The sequence below is a fragment of the Tatumella ptyseos ATCC 33301 genome, from assembly GCF_000735525.1.
GTDB lineage: Bacteria > Pseudomonadota > Gammaproteobacteria > Enterobacterales > Enterobacteriaceae > Tatumella > Tatumella ptyseos.
The window spans coordinates 92,832-111,303 of record NZ_JMPR01000027.1 but is presented as its reverse complement, the minus strand read 5'-3'; the positions used below and the strand labels follow the sequence as shown (position 1 = coordinate 111,303).

The following is an 18,472-nucleotide window of genomic DNA, read 5'->3' as shown; positions in this document are numbered from 1 at the left end:
CAGCAATAAACTCTGATAACGTTGGGGAAATAAAATGTTTCAGCAAGAAGTAACTATCACAGCTCCTAACGGTTTACATACCCGTCCTGCAGCGCAGTTTGTCAAAGAAGCTAAGGCTTTCCAGTCTGAAATTACTGTTACCTCAAATGGCAAGTCCGCCAGCGCCAAAAGTCTGTTCAAATTACAGACGCTGGGTCTGACACAAGGGACGGTCATCACCCTCTCTGCTGAAGGTGAAGATGAGCAGCAGGCTGTTGAACATCTGGTCAGTCTGATGGCTGAACTTGAGTAATGTTGTCATTCAACAGAAACAGTGTAGATTTATTTAAGATTATGCAACTGTCTTGATCGCGGACAACATGTCCGCGTTATTGCTTCCGTAGATTACACTGATTACGGAAAATGGCATACCGTCATTCTTTTTGGCCATCGTACTTAAAGGTAAGGTTATGATTTCAGGCATTCTCGCATCACCCGGTATCGCTTTCGGTAAAGCTCTGCTGCTGAAAGAAGATGAGATCGTCATCAATCAGAAAAAAATTGCCGATGATCAGGTTGAATCAGAAGTTGCTCGTTTCCTTGAAGGCCGCAGTAAAGCCGCTACGCAGCTGGCGGCCATTAAAATAAAGGCTGGCGAGACGTTCGGCCCTGAAAAAGAAGCGATCTTCGAAGGTCATATCATGCTGCTGGAAGATGAAGAGCTTGAGCAGGAAATTATTGACCTTATTAAGAAAGACCATCAGTCAGCCGATGCGGCTGTGCAGGCGGTGATTGAAGACCAGGCCACTGCGCTGGAAGAACTTGATGATGAGTATCTGAAAGAGCGAGCGGCTGATGTGCGTGATATCGGTAAACGGCTGCTGCAAAATATTCTCGGCTTAACGATTGTCGACCTCAGTGCTATCAGTGAAGAATCTATTCTGGTCGCCAAAGACCTGACCCCTTCAGAAACAGCTCAGTTGAACCTGCAAAAAGTGCTCGGTTTTATCACTGACCTGGGCGGACGGACCTCCCATACCTCCATTATGGCTCGCTCTCTGGAGCTTCCTGCCATTGTCGGGACAGGCAGTATCACCCGCGAGGTGAATAACGGCGATTATCTGATCCTGGATGGTGTCAGCAACCAGGTGTATATCAATCCGACGGCTGAAGTTATTGCCGAACTGCGCGATGTACAGGAGCAATATCTCAGTGAAAAAGCCGAAATGGCGAAGCTGAAAGATTTGCCCGCCATTACTCTTGATGGTCATCAGGTGGAAGTTTGTGCCAACATCGGTACGGTGCGGGATGTGGCCGGTGCTGAGCGTAACGGCGCAGAAGGTGTCGGACTTTACCGTACCGAGTTCCTGTTTATGGATCGTGAATCTCTGCCCACAGAAGAGGAACAATTTGCGGCCTATAAAGCCGTCGCGGAAGCGATGGGACAACAAGCTGTGATTGTACGTACCATGGATATCGGTGGTGATAAAGACCTGCCTTATATGAACCTGCCGAAAGAAGATAACCCGTTCCTCGGCTGGCGTGCTATCCGTATTGCGATGGATCGTAAAGAGATATTGCATGCTCAATTACGCGCCATTTTACGTGCATCCGATTTCGGTAAACTGCGTATCATGTTCCCGATGATTATCTCGGTGGAAGAAGTCCGGTTTCTTAAAAACGAAATTGAACTGCTGAAAACACAATTACGTGACGAAGGTAAAAGTTTCGACGAAAATATAGAAATCGGAATTATGGTAGAAACGCCGGCATCTGCCGTGATTGCGCGCCATCTGGCGAAAGAAGTCGACTTCTTCAGTATCGGCACCAACGATCTGACCCAGTATACTCTGGCGGTGGATCGTGGTAATGATAGAATTTCTCACCTGTACAATCCGATGAGCCCTTCTGTTCTGGGCCTTATCAGGCAGGTTATCGATGCATCCCATGCTGAAGGTAAATGGACAGGGATGTGTGGTGAACTGGCCGGTGATGAACGTGCTACACTATTATTACTGGGAATGGGGCTGGACGAATTCAGTATGAGTGCCATTTCAATTCCACGTATCAAAAAAATTATTCGCAATACTAATTTTGAGGATGCGAAAGCATTAGCAGAACAGGCACTGGAACAGCCGACCGCGGACGATTTGATGACACTGGTTGACCAGTTCATCAAAGAAAAGACACTCTGCTAATCAGCCATACGCGGGCCCAAAATTACTGCTCAGGAGAAGATCATGGGATTGTTTTCTAAATTATTCGGCGAGAAATCTGAGAGTACCTCCGGTACTATCGATATAGTCGCTCCACTGTCCGGCGAAATTGTAAACATCGAAGATGTTCCTGATGTGGTGTTTGCAGAGAAAATTGTCGGTGACGGTGTGGCCATTCGGCCGAACGGAAGCACAATTGTTGCCCCGGTAGATGGCACTATCGGTAAAATTTTTGAAACAAACCATGCTTTTTCTATCGAGTCCGATAACGGTATTGAACTGTTTGTCCACTTTGGTATCGACACCGTCGAGCTCAAAGGTGAAGGGTTTACACGCATTGCTTCAGAAGGGCAGAAAGTTAAGAAAGGCGATATCGTGCTCGAATTCGATTTGCCTTTTCTCGAAGAAAAGGCCAAATCAACACTGACTCCGGTGGTGATTTCTAATATGGATGAGATCCGTGAACTGGTGAAACTGTCCGGTCAGGTCGTTGCCGGTGAGACCCCTGTCATCCGTATCAGAAAATAATCTCTCCGGGTCAGTCACAGACGCCAGTCAGGGAGTATCCCTGCTGGCGTTTTTTTTAGTCTGTTACAGAGGGCCTTTACAACCCCACACACTTTCTCAATCTTAATGAAACAATTTTAATTGGAAAGGTATTCCCTCCCCTCCACGGTAATAACGGTAATAGTTAACACTTTGTTTTTTCTGAAGCTCGCCGAAAATACTCTCCGAGAGTTTTTCGTTATTAACTATAATGTAATGATACAACCTGAAATAATTATCAAAAAAGGTCATATAAACCAGTAAAAATAAAAACAGAGTTCATCTCCAGCACGTTTTCATCCCATCGGCAACGCAGCTCTTCTTAGATAACAATAAATTAATTTACTCCTAATCAGTATCCTCAGGGCAAAGGACAGAGCTATTAAAGGCTCAGAAAATTACAGTAACGTCTTTCACTAGCCCTCAGCACTATCACTTTGTGGGTAAGATGACGCATTGCGAAATCATGCATCGTAATAAATTCATCAGCGGCTAACGTAATCTGTATTTTTCTTACTTCACAACGTCCCCGTGCACATTTGAAAAAGAGCAGTCGCTCGCGGCGTATCTTTCGGAATACGCCGCAAGCTTACTGCACATGAGTTAACGGGGTTATGGAGTCCGTCAGATGCCGGTCAGCCCGCACGCCCCCCGGGAAGTATGAGAGTCACCCTCTGTGACTACGGTTAATGGCTTACGAACAGATACAGTTATAAAAAAGTATGAGAAATTATGTCCTCTTTCCCTGAGACTGAAACTATTTCCTTATGCTGCCGGGAATTTGCTAGACCAAAGAATAAAACCTGCAAGTCTTATAATGTGTTTTTTTATCAGTTGTTATCATTCGTTTAATTTCACCTTAAGTTTTTTATGCTTGTTTATGTTTTATTAAACATTCTCCGACCAGACAACTTTAAGAAAATTTAATGATTATACTTTCATGAAATAATTTAAATATATATTCTGTTTAACCGGAACTTTTCCTCTGTATAATTCTCTTAACCTGAGTAAAATACACGGGGAATTACTCTGTATTTCGTTGAACCATCATACATATCTGTTCAGGAACTATTTCTTTCAGGCATGACTGCTCGCTTAGCTTGCTATGTGCCCTTTTATTAAAGAAATACGTCGCCCTGCTGACCGGTTCATATTTTAATACCAGGACACTTTATGACTGATTTTATTCCTTTTTCACGTCCTTCTCTGGATGAACAGGATATCGATGCTATTCGTGAGGTACTCCGGTCCGGATGGATAACTACCGGCCCGAAAAATCAGGAGCTTGAAGCAGAGTTCAGCCGGCTTACGGGAACAAAACATGCTATTGCCGTCAGTTCAGCGACTGGCGGAATGCATATCACTCTGATGGCGGCGAATATTGGTCCGGGTGACGAAGTGATTACACCTTCGCTGACCTGGGTTTCTACTGCCAATATGATCTCATTAGTGGGGGCAACACCGGTGATGGTGGATATCGATCCCGATACCCTCATGGTCACGGCCGCTGCGATAGAAGCCGCTATCACCCCACAGACCCGGGCGATTATCCCGGTTCATTATGCAGGTGCTCCTGTTGACTCTGATGCCATCTATGAAGTGGCGCGCCGGCATGATCTGCTGGTTATCGAAGATGCTGCACATGCCACCGGATGTTACTACAAAGGCCATCATACCGGTCACCATGCTACCGCTATTTTCTCATTCCATGCGATTAAAAATGTGACCTGTGCGGAAGGCGGCATGGTGGTTACCGACGATGATGCACTGGCAGCCCGCATACGAACGCTGAAATTCCATGGCCTGGGCGTCGATGCCTTTGACAGGGAAACCCTGGGGCGCAAACCGCAAGCTGAAGTCATTACCCCGGGTTTTAAATACAACCTGACCGATATTCAGGCCGCAATTGCCCTGAACCAGCTGAGTAAACTTTCCGCTATCAATAACCGCAGGGCGGAAATTGCTGCCTGTTATCGTGAAGCCTTCACAGATGCCCCTGTATTACCTTTGGCCCTGCCCGCCTGGCCTCACCAGCACGCCTGGCATTTATTTGTATTGCGGGTTGATGAAGCCCGCTGCGGAGTGACTCGTGATCAGTTTATGCAACAACTGAAGGACCGGAATATCGGTACCGGTATGCATTTCCGCGCTGTTCACACACAGAAATATTACCGTGAAAAATTCCCTGACCTGCATTTGCCGGCGACCGAATGGAATAGCGATCGTATTTGCTCCATTCCTCTGTTTCCGGACATGACCGATGGTGATTGCCATCGGGTGATTACTGCCATTAAAGAAATTACCGGGATGTAAGATGCGAACACCAACCCCTGTGAATAAAGTTTCTGTCGTGATACCTGTTTATAATGAGCAGGAGAGTCTGCCTGACCTGATTTCCCGGACCACCGCTGCCTGCCGGCAGCTGAACACCGGGTATGAGATCCTGCTTATTGATGACGGTAGCAGCGATAACTCAGCACAACAGATTATTGACGCTGCGGAAGCGGTTGACAGTCACATCGTTGCCATCCTGCTGAATCGTAACTACGGGCAACACTCCGCCATTATGGCAGGCTTCAGCTATGTTACCGGTGACCTGATTGTCACACTGGATGCTGACCTGCAGAATCCGCCGGAAGAGATCCCCGCCCTGGTCGACGCCGCACGGCAGGGCTATGACGTCGTCGGGACAGTTCGGCAAAACCGTCAGGATAGCCCGTTCAGAAAAATTGCCTCACGGATGATCAACCGGCTTATTCAAAGTACCACCGGTAAAGCGATGGGGGATTATGGTTGCATGCTGCGGGCCTACCGGCGTCCTATCGTGGAAGCCATGCTGCATTGTCAGGAGCGCAGTACCTTTATCCCCATTCTGGCTAATACCTTCGCCCGTCACACCACCGAGATCCCGGTTCATCATGCGGAACGTGAACACGGCACCTCAAAATATAGCTTTATGCGCCTGATAAACCTGATGTATGACCTGGTGACCTGTCTTACGACCACGCCACTGCGAATGCTCAGTGTGGTTGGAGCACTTATCGCCTGTTCAGGCTTCCTGTTCGCATTTCTGCTGGTGGTACTGAGACTGATTTTTGGTGCTCACTGGGCCGCTGAAGGGGTTTTCACGCTGTTCGCCGTGTTATTCATTTTTATCGGCGCACAATTTATTGGTATGGGATTGCTGGGTGAATATATCGGCAGGATCTACAGCGATGTCCGTGCCCGCCCGCGTTATTTCGTACAGCGTGTCGTTAATCACGCAACTTCGTCAACTAATGAGGATCAATTATAATGAAAGCTGTCGTCTTTGCTTATCATGACATGGGATGTGTGGGCGTCGAAGCGCTGATTGAAGCCGGGTTCGATATTACAGCCATCTTTACACACCTGGATAATCCGTCCGAAAATCATTTTTACGGTTCTGTTGCACACCTTGCGGCTGAACATAACATCCCTGTGTTCTCACCTGACAACGTGAATCATCCGTTATGGGTGGAAAGGCTTCGCGAAAGCGCCCCGGACATTATCTTTTCTTTCTATTACCGGGATTTGCTCTCAGAGGAGATCCTGAGTATACCTCCGGCAGGTGCCTATAATCTGCATGGCTCCCTGCTGCCCCGTTACCGCGGACGCGCGCCACTGAACTGGGTGCTGGTCAATGGTGAAACAGAAACCGGTGTGACATTACATAAAATGGTGAAACGTGCGGATGCCGGCGGTATTGTCTCTCAGCAAAGGGTCGCGATTGCCGACAGTGATGATGCACTGCGACTGCATAAAAAACTGACACAAGCCGCTCGTGAGCTGCTTCAGGCGACTCTGCCCGCCATCAGCCAGGGGAATGTCACGCTATCCCCCCAGGATGAACACCAGGCAACTTACGTTGGCCGCAGGACACCGGAAGATGGTCGTCTTGACTGGACTCAGCCCGCGACGGTCTTACATAATCTGGTACGAGCCGTCAGTGAGCCCTGGCCGGGGGCGTTCAGTTATGTCGGCAATACTAAATTTATCGTCTGGAAATCACGGGTACATACCGATTTACCTGCGGCGAGGCCGGGCCAGGTGTTGTCCGTCTCTCCGCTGGTGATTGCCTGTGGTCAGGGCGCGCTGGAGATAGTGACCGGTCAGACCGAACAAAGCGTCTATATGCAGGGCCGCGAACTCGTACGTCCATTAGGCCTGACCGAGGGCTCGCTGATCAGTACTCAGCCGGTCGTGGCACAGAAAAAACGCACCCGGGTACTTATCCTGGGTGTTAACGGCTTTATCGGTAATCATCTGACCGAGCGCCTGCTGAAAGATGACAACTATGAAGTCTTTGGCATGGACATCGGCTCAGATGCGGTCAGCCGTTTTCTTGGTAATGAGCGTTTCCATTTTGTCGAAGGTGATATTACGATCCACACCGAATGGATCGACTATCACATCAAAAAATGTGATGTCATTCTGCCACTGGTGGCCATTGCCACGCCGGTCGAATATACGCGTAACCCTTTACGGGTATTTGAACTGGATTTCGAAGAGAACCTCAAAATTATCCGTGGCTGTGTGAAATATAAAAAACGGATCATTTTCCCATCCACTTCCGAAGTCTATGGCATGTGCACGGATGAAACGTTCGACGAAGACAGCTCTAATCTGGTGGTCGGCCCCATCAATAAACAGCGCTGGATTTATTCGGTCTCAAAACAACTGCTGGATCGGGTTATCTGGGCCTATGGCGAAAAAGAAGGACTGCGCTTTACGTTGTTCCGTCCGTTTAACTGGATGGGTCCGCGCCTCGACAGCCTCAACTCAGCAAGGATCGGGAGTTCCCGTGCCATCACTCAGTTGATACTGAATCTGGTGGAAGGCTCACCGATTAAACTGGTTGATGGCGGACGCCAGAAACGCTGCTTCACCGACATCGCTGACGGTATTGAAGCCCTGTTCCGCATTATCGAAAATAAACAGGGTAACTGCGACGGTCAGATCATTAACATCGGTAACCCGGAAAATGAAGCCAGCATCCGCGAACTGGCCGAAATGCTTTACCGCTGCTTTGAACGTCACCCGCTGCGTAAACAATTCCCGCCGTTTGCCGGATACCGTGATATCGAAAGCAGCAGCTACTACGGTAAAGGTTATCAGGACGTTGAGCACAGAAAACCGAATATCCGTAACGCCCAACGGCTGCTTAGCTGGACACCCGCCATCGGAATGGAGAAGACGGTTGAAGAGACGCTCGACTTCTTCCTCAATACGGTCACAACACCGGAAAAGACCCGATGAAAAAAGTCGGTCTGCGCATTGATGTTGACACCTGGCGGGGCACCCGCCAGGGGGTTCCCGCGCTGCTGGATATGCTGGCCGCGGAAGATATCCGTGCATCATTCTTCTTTTCTGTCGGACCGGACAATATGGGGCGCCATCTGTGGCGCCTGATTAAACCGGCTTTTTTCCTGAAAATGCTGCGTTCAGGTGCCCCTTCCCTGTATGGCTGGGATATTTTGCTGGCCGGAACGGCCTGGCCGGGCCGGAAGATAGGCACCGGCAATGCCGGCATTATCCGCAGGGCCGCGGGGGAACATGAAACCGGGCTGCATGCCTGGGATCATCATGCCTGGCAAACCTGGGCTGGCGTCTGGAAAGCGACAGAGCTCACTGAACAGATCCGACGGGGGAAAGAAGCCCTGGAAGCGATTACCGGTACGGAGGTGACCTGTTCTGCCGTCGCCGGGTGGCGGGCTGACCAGCGGGTAGTCAAAGCCAAACAACCTTTCGGCTTTCGCTATAACAGTGATTGCCGGGGGACTGGCCCGTTTCTTCCCGAACTGAACGAAAGTACCCGGGGTACGGTGCAAATCCCGGTCACTTTACCTACCTGGGATGAAGTTGTCGGCCGGGATATCCGTCCTGAGGGGTTCAATCGCTTTATCCTGGATGCGATGCATAACGACGAAGGTACCCCTGTCTATACGATCCATGCCGAAGTCGAAGGAATTGCATACCGGGAAGATTTTGCCCGCCTGCTGGCTGCTGCCCGTAAGGAAGGTATCCGGTTCGTACCGCTCAGTGAATTGCTTCCTGAAACTGATGCATCGCTGCCCGTCGGCAAAATAGTCCGCGGCCATGTGCCTGGCCGTGAAGGCTGGCTGGGCTGTCAGTCACTTCAACGATAATATTTATATGATGAAAGCCACTAAATACGGAGTATGCCTGCTACTGCTGTATGCTCTTTTTTATCTGTTTCCACTGCAAACTCGTGCGCTCTGGCAGCCTGATGAGTCACGTTATGCTGAAATCAGCCGTGAAATGCTGGTCACACATCACTGGGCAGATCCGCATTTTCTGGGATTACGGTATTTTGAGAAGCCAGTCATGGGGTACTGGGTCAATAATGTCAGCCAGATGATCTTTGGTCATAACAATTTTGCGGTGCGTTTCGGCTCCGTCTTCTCGGTATCGCTGTGCGCTTTACTGGCGGGCTGGCTGGCCTGGCTGATGTGGCGGGATAAAAAACTGGCCCTTATTTCAGGCGGAATTTATCTGACCTGTCTGCTGGTCAATGGCATCGGGACTTACGCAGTCCTTGACCCGATGATAGCGCTCTGCCTGACGGCTTCGATGGTCAGCTTCTGGCGGGCTGCAACCGCGACGACGACCGGGGGCCGGGCTGCCTGGTACCTGGTGCTGGGGGTAACCTGTGGTCTGGGCGTTATGACCAAAGGCTTCCTTGCCCTGGCCGTACCGGTGATCAGTATTATTCCGTGGGTCATGACGACACGACGCTGGCGCGAGGTGCTGATATTTGGGCCGCTGGCCGTACTGAGTTGCCTGCTCATTACTCTGCCCTGGGCACTGACCATCAATGCCAGAGAGCCTGACTTCTGGCACTACTTCTTCTGGATTGAACATATTCAGCGGTTTGCCGAACCGGATGCTCAGCATAAAGCCCCGGTCTGGTACTATCTGCCTGTTCTTCTGGGCGGCTGTCTGCCCTGGCTTGGTTATCTGCCAGCGGCACTGAAAAATGGCTGGCAGGGCCGCCATACTCACCCGGGCACCATTTACCTGCTTGGATGGGTGATTATGCCATTGATCTTCTTTAGCATCGCGAAAGGGAAATTACCGACCTATATCCTGCCCTGCTTTGCTCCGCTGGCCATTCTGCTGGGAAAAGCTCTGCTGAATGCCTCCCGGAGAACCATTAACGCGAATGGCTGGATCAATCTCATTTTCGGTGCGACCGGGATCCTTCTGCTGGTGGTGAGCTGGCATATGCCGTCACATCCGTTCTATCGCCCACAGGAAGGTACCCGTTTCCTGCTGGCACTGGCTATTTTTCTGAGCTGGGCACTGTTCGGCGGTCTCTCACTACTGCGTCATGGCAAGCTCCGACTGGCTGCCGCGCTGTGCCCTTTAGGACTCGCATTGCTGGTGGGATATGTGATCCCGACGTCTATCAGGGACAGCAAACAGCCTCAGCATTTTCTTGATCAGATGACCCCGCACCTGACGACAAGCCGCTATATCCTGTCTAACCGGGTGGGGATTGCCTCCGGGATAGCCTGGCACCTGAAGCGTTCGGATATTGACCTCTATGATGAAAAAGGCGAGCTTACCTATGGCCTGAGTTATGCGGATGCCAAAGGCCGCTTTATTACCCGCGAAGCGTTTCCGGCCTGGCTGGCTGACCATCGCAACCAGGGTGTCTCAATGGTTCTGCAAACCAATAAAGGTGAAAGTCTTTCCGGGATGCAGCTTCCTGCGCCTGACTTCAGCTACCAGCAGGGTCGTCTGCTCTATGTAGAATACGGGCCACAAAAATGACCGTCCTCGTCCTGTTGTTCTCCAGTGTGCTGAGCTGTCTGGGACAGTTATGCCAGAAACAGGCAGCCTCCGGAACAACGGGGCGACCAGTGCTACGCCATCTCTGCCTGTGGCTCGGCCTGGCGATGCTTTGCCTCGGGTGTGCGATGCTGCTCTGGCTTCAGGTACTTCGTACCCTGCCCGTCGGCCTGGCCTATCCGATGCTAAGTATGAATTTTATCTGGATAACGCTGGCCGCACGCTGGCTGTGGCATGAACCTGTCAGCCGGCGTCACTGGCTGGGTATAGCCTGTATTATCGGCGGTATTTTGTTACTCAGCCGGGGGATCTGATGGGATATTTCTGGGCGATACTCAGCGTATTACTGGTAAGCAGCGCACAACTGGCCATGAAAGAGGCCATGACATCGCTCCCGCCTGCGGGTGATTTGATGGCGCTTCTTCTTTTCATGCTGCATCATCCGATGATCACCGGGCTGCTGCTGGCGGGGCTCCTCGGCTATGCTCTCTCGATGGGGTGCTGGTTTATGGCCCTGAAACGGCTGGCGCTCAGTAAAGCTTATGCCTTACTGAGCCTGAGCTATATTCTGGTCTGGGGGGTAGCCCTCTGGCTCGGATTGCACGGTGAACACTTTTCACTGTCCGCACTGGCGGGTATCGGGCTTATCATCACCGGGGTGATCCTGGTCTGCCTGCCGTCACAGCCGTCACGCTGATCCGGCCTGACGGTATCAGCGTGACGACCCACCGGCACCCCAGTGTGGCAGACGCAGCATAATTTCCAGGCCTCCCTGAGGCCGGTTCTGTGCTCTGACAGAACCATGATGGGCCAGAATGATTTTACGCACAATCGCCAGCCCAAGTCCGTAACCTTTTCCGGATTGTGCTGACTTTACACGGACAAACGGGTCAAAAATGCTGGAAAGTTTATCCTGTTCTACCCCCGGCCCCTGGTCCCTGATAAACAGCGTCAGCCATTCCGGTGCGGAAGATAACTGAATATCAATGCACTGTCCTGCGGTGGAAAAACGCAATGCATTTCTCAATACATTTTCAATACACCGGCGGATCATCTCTGCGTTCCCCTGCACCATATAATCGGCTCGGGTGTCATAACTGACAGCAATTTTCACCTGCGGGATCTGCGCTTCAAACCGGGCATCAGCAACCACTACGTCCAGCAGACTGGTCAGGTCAAAGTATTGATCAGCATCTGGCGAGTCATGCTCTGCCCTTGATAACGTCAGTAATTCACCGATCATTTTATCGAGCTTATGCGCTTCGTTATCGATCCGCTCCAGCGAATTTTCCACATTTTCCGGCGTCTGACGGGCCAGCGCCGTTGCCAGTTGCAGCCTTGCCAGCGGTGTACGCAGTTCATGGGAGATATCGTGCAACAGCTCTTCTCTGGCTTTCACCAGCACATCCAGTCGTTCCACCATGGCATCAAAGTCACGTGCCACCGCCGACAATTCATCATGGCGACGCTGCATTTTGTGATACAGCCTGACCGATAAGTCACCGGTAGACACTTGTCTGAACCCCTCGCGGAATTGTCGCATCGGGCGGGTAAGGTTCCATGCCAGCAACAGGCTCATCATCAGCCCCATAGGAACAAACATGATCACCATAGGCATCGGAATATGCAGGAAACGCTGAATGATCGAATGGTCGTACGATTGCTGATGCCGGAAAGCTCGCAGGTTGAACCAGAGGTCATACACCACGCCATGCGGGCCGGTCACCTGACGATAAATTTGTCCGGAGGACATATACAGGGGGGAAGAGACTGTTTGCGGAACACTGTCCGGACGGTGCATAAGCGCCTGCGGAAGCCCCCCCTGCCCGCCAGTCGCCGGCAGATGGGTAAGAGGTAGCAGCCGCCCGGGCTGTTGCGGACTGACGCTGACCCTGAACACCTGCTTCATATTCTCCGGCCAGCCCGCAGTGAGTGTCGCAATACCCTCAGGTCCGGCGGCCTGTACCGCCGATACAGCAGATTCCAGTTGCAGGTTCAGCATCCGCCGGGCTTCTTTCTGGCTCGGAGGTTCAAAATTACCGAACATGCTGAATCCCAGCCACAGGAACTGGCTGATGATCAGAAACACCAGCCAGAAAAGTAACAGCATTTTCCAGAACAACCGTCCCGGGTAATCGGTATTCATCGTATCCGGTAACCAATGCTGCGCACGGTTTCGATGTTCACCTGATCATCGGTCAGCTTACTCAGTTTCTGACGGATATTACTCACATGAACATCGACGCTGCGATCATAGGCTTCACGCTGTCGCCCCAGCGCTTTTTCTGATAATTCGTCTTTCGATACCACACGATCGCTGGCTGCCATCAGAAGTTCGAGCAGATTAAACTCAGAGGCGGTCAGATCAAAGTTTTCGCCACGCCAGGCGGAGGTACGGGTAGAAGAATTCAGCGTCAGCTCACCGCAGGTAAGTAACTCTTTTTTCTCCGGCACCACTGCATGTTCGTCAATACGTCGCATCACCGAACGTAAGCGGGCCACCAGTTCACGGGGGTAGCAGGGTTTGGGCATATAATCATCCGCACCCATTTCCAGACCGATCACCCGATCAATATTATCGCCTTTCGCGGTCAGCATAATCACCGGTAAACGTCCCTGCTGGCGGATCTGCCGCAACACATCAATCCCGCTCATGTCGGGTAACATAATATCCAGAATTACTGCATTGAACTGACCCGAAGCCGCCTGACTGATCGCCTCTTTGCCGGTCATCACCAGCTCAGTCGCAAAGCCTTCGCCTTCCAGGTACTGACTCAGCATCGTCCCCAGCTCGTGATCATCATCAACCAGTAATATTTTCATGTCACACTCTCTGTCTCTGTATTCAGTATATTCTGACCGGTTATTCCGTTACTGACCGCAGAATTTACGCGATCCTTACAACATTTTATGGCCAGGGATGCGCTAAACGCCTTGTTCAAAATACGTCATAGATCCCGGTAGAAAGATAGCGATCGCCGCGATCGCAAATAATCGCCACCACCTTCGCCCCGGGCGTTTCTTTCGCAATCGTTAATGCACCAGCCACAGCCCCCCCGGAACTCATACCACAGAATATCCCCTCGCAACGGGCCAGCTGCCGCATGGTCTCTGTGGCCAGCGTTTGTGACATATCGATTGTCCGGTCAACCCATTCAGCGCTGAAAATACCCGGCCGGTAAGCGTCTGACCAGCGGCGGATGCCGGGAATTTGAGAGCCTTCTTCAGGCTGTAAGCCTATCACCTGCACCGCAGGATCCTGTTGTTTCAGATAACGTCCGACCCCGGTGATCGTTCCGGTCGTCCCCATGCTGGAGACAAAATGTGTCAGTCTGCCTGCCGTTTGTTGCCAGATTTCGGGCCCCGTGGTCCGGTAATGGGCCAGCGGATTATCCGGATTATTGAACTGATCAAGCACTTTCCCTTGCCCGTCGGCTGCCATCTGCAGTGCCAGGTCACGGGCCCCTTCAATGCCCCCCTGCTCCCGGCTGACCAGTATCAATGTTGCTCCGTAAGCCTTCATTGCTGCCTGACGCTCAAGGCTCATATTATCCGGCATCAGTAATACCATCCGGTAACCTTTCATCGCAGCAATCATTGCCAGAGCAATGCCGGTATTACCGCTGGTGGCTTCGATCAGAGTATCGCCGGGAGTGATCTCCTGACGAGATTCGGCCTGATGGATCATCGAGTAAGCCGCTCTGTCTTTGACCGAGCCGGCCGGATTATTCCCTTCGAGTTTTACCCAGACTTCGCTGCCATTATCCGGAGCCAGCCGTTGCAAACGAATAAGGGGGGTATTACCGATAGTATTTTCCAGAGTTATCACGGCGAGTTACCTGCACAGAGAAACGAAAACAGCCTGGTCACGATAAGCACCAGGCTGTTTTACAGACAATGAAATGAAAATATCAGGCGCTTTTCGCAAAGGCAACAGGTTGTAACCTCTGCTCCCCCCGATAGACACGTGCGTTCTGAACACCGATATACAGCGTCTGACCGCGGACCGGAGGGGCAGATGACTGCTCACTCACCAGGGTCAGAGGTTCACCCGTCCAGCCCAGCGGTTCGGCGATGATTTGCCAGTAGTGCCCGCGCGGGCTGGCTTCCAGCACTTTAACTGCCAATGGTGTGCCGACGGAAGGCTCATGACGAATTTCCGCTTCCCAGGGACGCAAAAATAGCTCCACCTCCCCTTCAACACCGGACGTGTCATTCAGCGGCCAGGACTGCCCGGCGACCTGTAAGGCACCGCCTGTGATGTGGCCGTCAAAACGGTTCACTTCACCGAGAAATTCGAGCACAAACCGGGACTCAGGCTGCTGCCATACCTGCTCCGGCGTCCCGGTTTGTTCAATATTGCCCTGACTCATCACCACTATCCTGTCCGCCACTTCCATGGCTTCTTCCTGGTCATGGGTCACGAAGACGCTGGTAAACTGCAACTCTTCGTGTAACTGACGCAACCAACGGCGCAGTTCTTTACGTACCCGGGCATCCAGTGCGCCAAAAGGTTCATCGAGTAACAGAATTTGTGGATCAACCGCCAGCGCACGGGCCAGTGCAACACGCTGTTTCTGCCCGCCGGAAAGCTGTGCCGGATAGCGGTTAGCCAGGTGCGAAAGCTGTACCATTTCCAGCAGGTTGCTGACTTTCTTTCGGATGTCAGCCGCCGCGGGACGTTCGCGGCGTGGCAAGACGGTCAGCCCGAAAGCAATATTGTCGGAGACCGTCATATGGCGGAAAAGCGCATAGTGCTGAAACATAAATCCGACATGGCGATCCCGCGCATGCAGGTGACTGACATCCCGCCCGTGAAACGAAATTGCCCCGCTGTTCTGGTGCTCCAGCCCCGCAATAATGCGTAGCAGAGTCGTCTTACCCGAACCGGACGGCCCCAGCAGAGCTACCATTTCACCGGAAGCAATATCCAGCGATACATCGTTCAGTACCGATGTTTTGCCAAAAGATTTATTAATTTTCTCAATATTAATGCTCATAATTGCCGTCCTGTTGCTGGCGCTGGTGCTGACGTTCCAGTCGCCATTGCAGTGCGCTTTTCAGAAAAAGTGTAACGATAGCCATTAAAGCCAGTAACGCGGCGGCCGTGAAAGCACCGACGGTATTGTAATCCTGGTGGAGTAATTCCACCTGCAGAGGCAGGGTGTAGGTTTCACCGCGTATGGAGCCGGACACCACGGACACGGCCCCGAACTCTCCCAGCGCACGGGCATTGGTCAGCACCAGACCATACAACAGGGCCCAGCGGATATTCGGTAATGTCACCCTGAAGAACATCTGCCAGCCATTGGCTCCCAGTAATACTGCCGCTTCATCTTCCTGGTTCCCCTGACTTAGCATGACCGGAACCAGTTCACGGATAACAAACGGGCAGCTGATGAAAATACTGACCAGCACCATGCCAGGCCATGCAAACATGACCTGGATATTATGGGCATCCAGCCAGTGCCCCGCGGGACCATTAATCCCCCAGAACAGCAGATACAGCAGTCCCACCACGACCGGGGACATGGCAAACGGAATGTCATACAACGTCAGCAATAACTGCCGGCCAGGGAAATTAAAGCGGCTCACCAGCCAGGCCAGCAACGTACCGAAGACCAGATTCACCGGTACAGTGATCAATGCAATCATCACGGAAAGCCAGATAGCGTGCAGCATGTCCGGGTCTTCCAGATTATGCAGCGAGGCCAGAACCCCCTTTCCCAGCGCCTCCCATAAAATGGAGATCAGCGGGATCACCAGGATCAGCACAGACAACAGGACGCCCACGGTGATCAGCAGATATTTCCCCCACGGGAGTGATTTTTTAAAGGCAACAGACCCTGTCGTGATATCGCTCATCAGTGACCTCCGATACGACGACCATAACGGCTCTGCAGCACGTTAATGGCAAAAAGTAACAGTAATGATGCCGCCATAATAACGGAGGCAATCGCACTGGAGGCCGGGAAGTCAAACTCCTGCTGACGAATAAAAATCATCAGTGAAATCACTTCGGTTTTCCAGGCAATATTACCGGCAATAAAGATCACCGCGCCGAATTCTCCCAGGCTGCGGGTAAAAGAGAGCGCAGTCCCTGCCATCAGAGCCGGTGCCACTTCCGGCAGGATCACCCGTAAAAACGTCTGCCAGGGTCTCGCCCCCAGCGTTTCAGCCGCTTCTTCATATTCCGGCCCCAGCTCTTCCAGTACCGGCTGTACCGTTCGGATCACAAACGGCAGACTGGTGAAGGCCATCGCCACAGAAATCCCAAGCCAGGTGTAGGCGACTTTAATGCCATGCTCAGCCAGCCAGTGCCCGTACCAGCCGGACGGGGCCAGTAATCCGGCCAGGGTCAGACCCGCCACCGCCGTCGGTAGGGCAAAAGGCAGATCCATCAGACCATCAAGAAACGTTCTGCCGGGGAACCGATAACGGGTTAAAATCCAGGCCATCAGCATGCCAAAAAAGGCGTTAAATATCGCCGCCACCGCCGCCGACTGCAGGGTGACTTTATAAGCCACCACCAGTTCCGGGTCGGTGATCACATGCCAGTACTCTGACCAGGTCATCTTTGATAACTGAATGAGTAATGCACTTATCGGTAATAACAGGATCAGACAGGTAAAAAACAAGCTGGTCCCTAAACTTAATCCAAATCCCGGTAATACCCGCTTATGACGCTTTCGTATCATTACTTATGTCCTGCTGACTGCAATTGATCAAACTCTCCGCCGGTAGCGAATTGTGTTTTCATCACCTGCTCCCAGCCACCAAACTGCTCCTCAACACGGAACAGGGTGACTTCAGGGAAGCGGGCTTTATTCTCCGACATTAACTGTGGATTATTGACCCGGTAGTAAAAACGGGTCAGCACTTTCTGAGCGGCCGGGCTGTAAAGAAAATTGAGATACGCTTTCGCGGCCGCCGTATGGCCCTGCTCAGCCACATTTTTATCGATCCAGGTCACGGGAAACTCCGCCAGAATATTGGTCCGCGGCACAATCACTTCATAACCGGCGTCAGGGTACTGCTGACGAATGGTGTTGATCTCGGATTCAAAACTTATCAGCACATCCCCGATGCCGCGTTCAGCAAAGGTGGTGGTGGCACCGCGTCCGCCGGTATCTAATACCGCGACATTGCGGATAAACCGGGTCATAAACGCCCGGGGCTTTGCCGGATCGTTACTGTCAGCTTTTTCGGCCGCCCCGAGGGCAGCCAGCCAGGTATAACGCCCGTTACCGGAAGTTTTAGGATTAGGAAAGACAAGGCTCACCCCGGGCTGCGTTAAATCCGCCCACTGATGGATATGCTTCGGGTTTCCTTTACGGACTAAAAAAGCCATGGTGGAATAAAAAGGTGAGCTGTTATCCGGCAAGCGCTGCTGCCAGTCCGCCGGGATCAGATGGCCTTTATCATGGAGGATTTGCACATCCGGGACCTGATTATAGGTCACGACATCTGCGCGCAGCCCCTGCAGGATGGTCAGCGCCTGACGGGAAGAGCCGCCATGTGACTGGCGGAGGATCAGAGGGTCATCCGGATGTGCCTGATCCCATTGTTTTTCAAACAACGGGTTCAGCGCACTGAATAACTCCCGGGAAACATCATAAGAACAGTTCAGCAGAGTCGTCGCCTGAACAGTGCTGACGAACGCCAGCGACAATAACGCCGCACCGGCCCATTTTTTTCCTGAGAGATCCATTAAATTACCCCTGAGTACCCACGCGACACCCGATAGCCGCATAATCAGTGTATTTATTTCTCAGGGGAAAGCTGTAGCAGTTTTATATACTTTTTATTGCTTTCAAAGTCTAAAATTGCATAAGGATAGCCGGAGGATGGCAAACAGCGCGCGGAAAGAGTGTGCCCCGCCTGCCATGCACCGG

Annotated in this window: 17 protein-coding genes; 10 read left to right on the top strand and 7 right to left on the bottom strand. The window is 51.8% G+C overall.

Going from position 1 to position 18,472, the window contains the following annotated elements; all coding sequences use genetic code 11:
* Positions 1-34 precede the first annotated feature (34 nt).
* From ptsH to arnF, 10 genes are all read left to right on the top strand, one after another.
* Positions 35-292: a phosphocarrier protein Hpr gene (ptsH, locus tag GTPT_RS07510; protein ID WP_025903583.1), complete on the top strand. Its 258-nt coding sequence runs from the start codon at positions 35-37 to the stop codon at positions 290-292.
* Positions 293-449: 157 nt separating this feature from the next.
* Positions 450-2,177, top strand: a complete 1,728-nt coding sequence (gene ptsI, locus GTPT_RS07505) for a phosphoenolpyruvate-protein phosphotransferase PtsI (RefSeq protein ID WP_025903584.1) — start codon at positions 450-452, stop codon at positions 2,175-2,177.
* Between the two features lie 42 nt (positions 2,178-2,219).
* Positions 2,220-2,723 (top strand): PTS glucose transporter subunit IIA, encoded by a 504-nt coding sequence (crr, locus tag GTPT_RS07500; RefSeq protein WP_025903585.1) that lies wholly within the window; start codon positions 2,220-2,222, stop codon positions 2,721-2,723.
* Positions 2,724-3,914: 1,191 nt separating this feature from the next.
* Positions 3,915-5,054 (top strand): UDP-4-amino-4-deoxy-L-arabinose aminotransferase, encoded by a 1,140-nt coding sequence (arnB, locus tag GTPT_RS07495; protein WP_025903586.1) that lies wholly within the window; start codon positions 3,915-3,917, stop codon positions 5,052-5,054.
* Position 5,055: 1 nt separating this feature from the next.
* A complete protein-coding gene (gene arnC, locus GTPT_RS07490; RefSeq protein WP_025903587.1) occupies positions 5,056-6,036 on the top strand; it encodes an undecaprenyl-phosphate 4-deoxy-4-formamido-L-arabinose transferase in 981 nt (326 codons plus the stop codon).
* On the top strand, positions 6,036-8,018 hold the full coding sequence (gene arnA, locus GTPT_RS07485; protein WP_029990930.1) for a bifunctional UDP-4-amino-4-deoxy-L-arabinose formyltransferase/UDP-glucuronic acid oxidase ArnA: 1,983 nt from the start codon (positions 6,036-6,038) through the stop codon (positions 8,016-8,018). The genes arnC and arnA overlap by 1 nt, the downstream gene beginning before the upstream one ends.
* On the top strand, positions 8,015-8,908 hold the full coding sequence (arnD, locus tag GTPT_RS07480; protein WP_025903589.1) for a 4-deoxy-4-formamido-L-arabinose-phosphoundecaprenol deformylase: 894 nt from the start codon (positions 8,015-8,017) through the stop codon (positions 8,906-8,908). Before arnA ends, arnD begins: the two co-directional genes overlap by 4 nt.
* A 10-nt stretch (positions 8,909-8,918) precedes the next feature.
* A complete protein-coding gene (gene arnT / locus GTPT_RS07475; RefSeq protein ID WP_029990928.1) occupies positions 8,919-10,559 on the top strand; it encodes a lipid IV(A) 4-amino-4-deoxy-L-arabinosyltransferase in 1,641 nt (546 codons plus the stop codon).
* A complete protein-coding gene (arnE, locus tag GTPT_RS07470; protein ID WP_025903591.1) occupies positions 10,556-10,891 on the top strand; it encodes a 4-amino-4-deoxy-L-arabinose-phosphoundecaprenol flippase subunit ArnE in 336 nt (111 codons plus the stop codon). The genes arnT and arnE overlap by 4 nt, the downstream gene beginning before the upstream one ends.
* Positions 10,891-11,274: a 4-amino-4-deoxy-L-arabinose-phosphoundecaprenol flippase subunit ArnF gene (gene arnF, locus GTPT_RS07465; protein WP_371190695.1), complete on the top strand. Its 384-nt coding sequence runs from the start codon at positions 10,891-10,893 to the stop codon at positions 11,272-11,274. The genes arnE and arnF overlap by 1 nt, the downstream gene beginning before the upstream one ends.
* Before the next feature lie 15 nt (positions 11,275-11,289).
* On the opposite strand, the gene GTPT_RS07460 is transcribed toward arnF, so the two are convergent.
* The 7 genes from GTPT_RS07460 to cysP all read right to left on the bottom strand — a co-directional run bounded on the left by GTPT_RS07460 (position 11,290) and on the right by cysP (position 18,288).
* A complete protein-coding gene (locus GTPT_RS07460) occupies positions 11,290-12,723 on the bottom strand; it encodes an ATP-binding protein (protein WP_029990927.1) in 1,434 nt (477 codons plus the stop codon).
* Entirely contained in the window at positions 12,720-13,400 is a 681-nt protein-coding gene (locus GTPT_RS07455) for a response regulator transcription factor (RefSeq protein ID WP_025903594.1), read from the bottom strand. The genes GTPT_RS07460 and GTPT_RS07455 overlap by 4 nt, the downstream gene beginning before the upstream one ends.
* Before the next feature lie 115 nt (positions 13,401-13,515).
* Positions 13,516-14,406 (bottom strand): cysteine synthase CysM, encoded by an 891-nt coding sequence (gene cysM, locus GTPT_RS07450; RefSeq protein WP_029990926.1) that lies wholly within the window; start codon positions 14,404-14,406, stop codon positions 13,516-13,518.
* 82 nt (positions 14,407-14,488) lie between these two features.
* Positions 14,489-15,577: a sulfate/thiosulfate ABC transporter ATP-binding protein CysA gene (cysA, locus tag GTPT_RS07445; RefSeq protein ID WP_029990925.1), complete on the bottom strand. Its 1,089-nt coding sequence runs from the start codon at positions 15,575-15,577 to the stop codon at positions 14,489-14,491.
* On the bottom strand, positions 15,567-16,442 hold the full coding sequence (cysW, locus tag GTPT_RS07440) for a sulfate/thiosulfate ABC transporter permease CysW (RefSeq protein ID WP_029990923.1): 876 nt from the start codon (positions 16,440-16,442) through the stop codon (positions 15,567-15,569). Before cysW ends, cysA begins: the two co-directional genes overlap by 11 nt.
* A complete protein-coding gene (gene cysT / locus GTPT_RS07435) occupies positions 16,442-17,275 on the bottom strand; it encodes a sulfate/thiosulfate ABC transporter permease CysT (RefSeq protein WP_025903598.1) in 834 nt (277 codons plus the stop codon). Before cysT ends, cysW begins: the two co-directional genes overlap by 1 nt.
* Positions 17,275-18,288 carry a thiosulfate ABC transporter substrate-binding protein CysP gene (gene cysP, locus GTPT_RS07430; protein ID WP_029990921.1) on the bottom strand — a complete coding sequence of 338 codons (1,014 nt, stop codon included), beginning with the start codon at positions 18,286-18,288 and terminating at the stop codon, positions 17,275-17,277. Before cysP ends, cysT begins: the two co-directional genes overlap by 1 nt.
* Positions 18,289-18,472 lie beyond the last annotated feature (184 nt).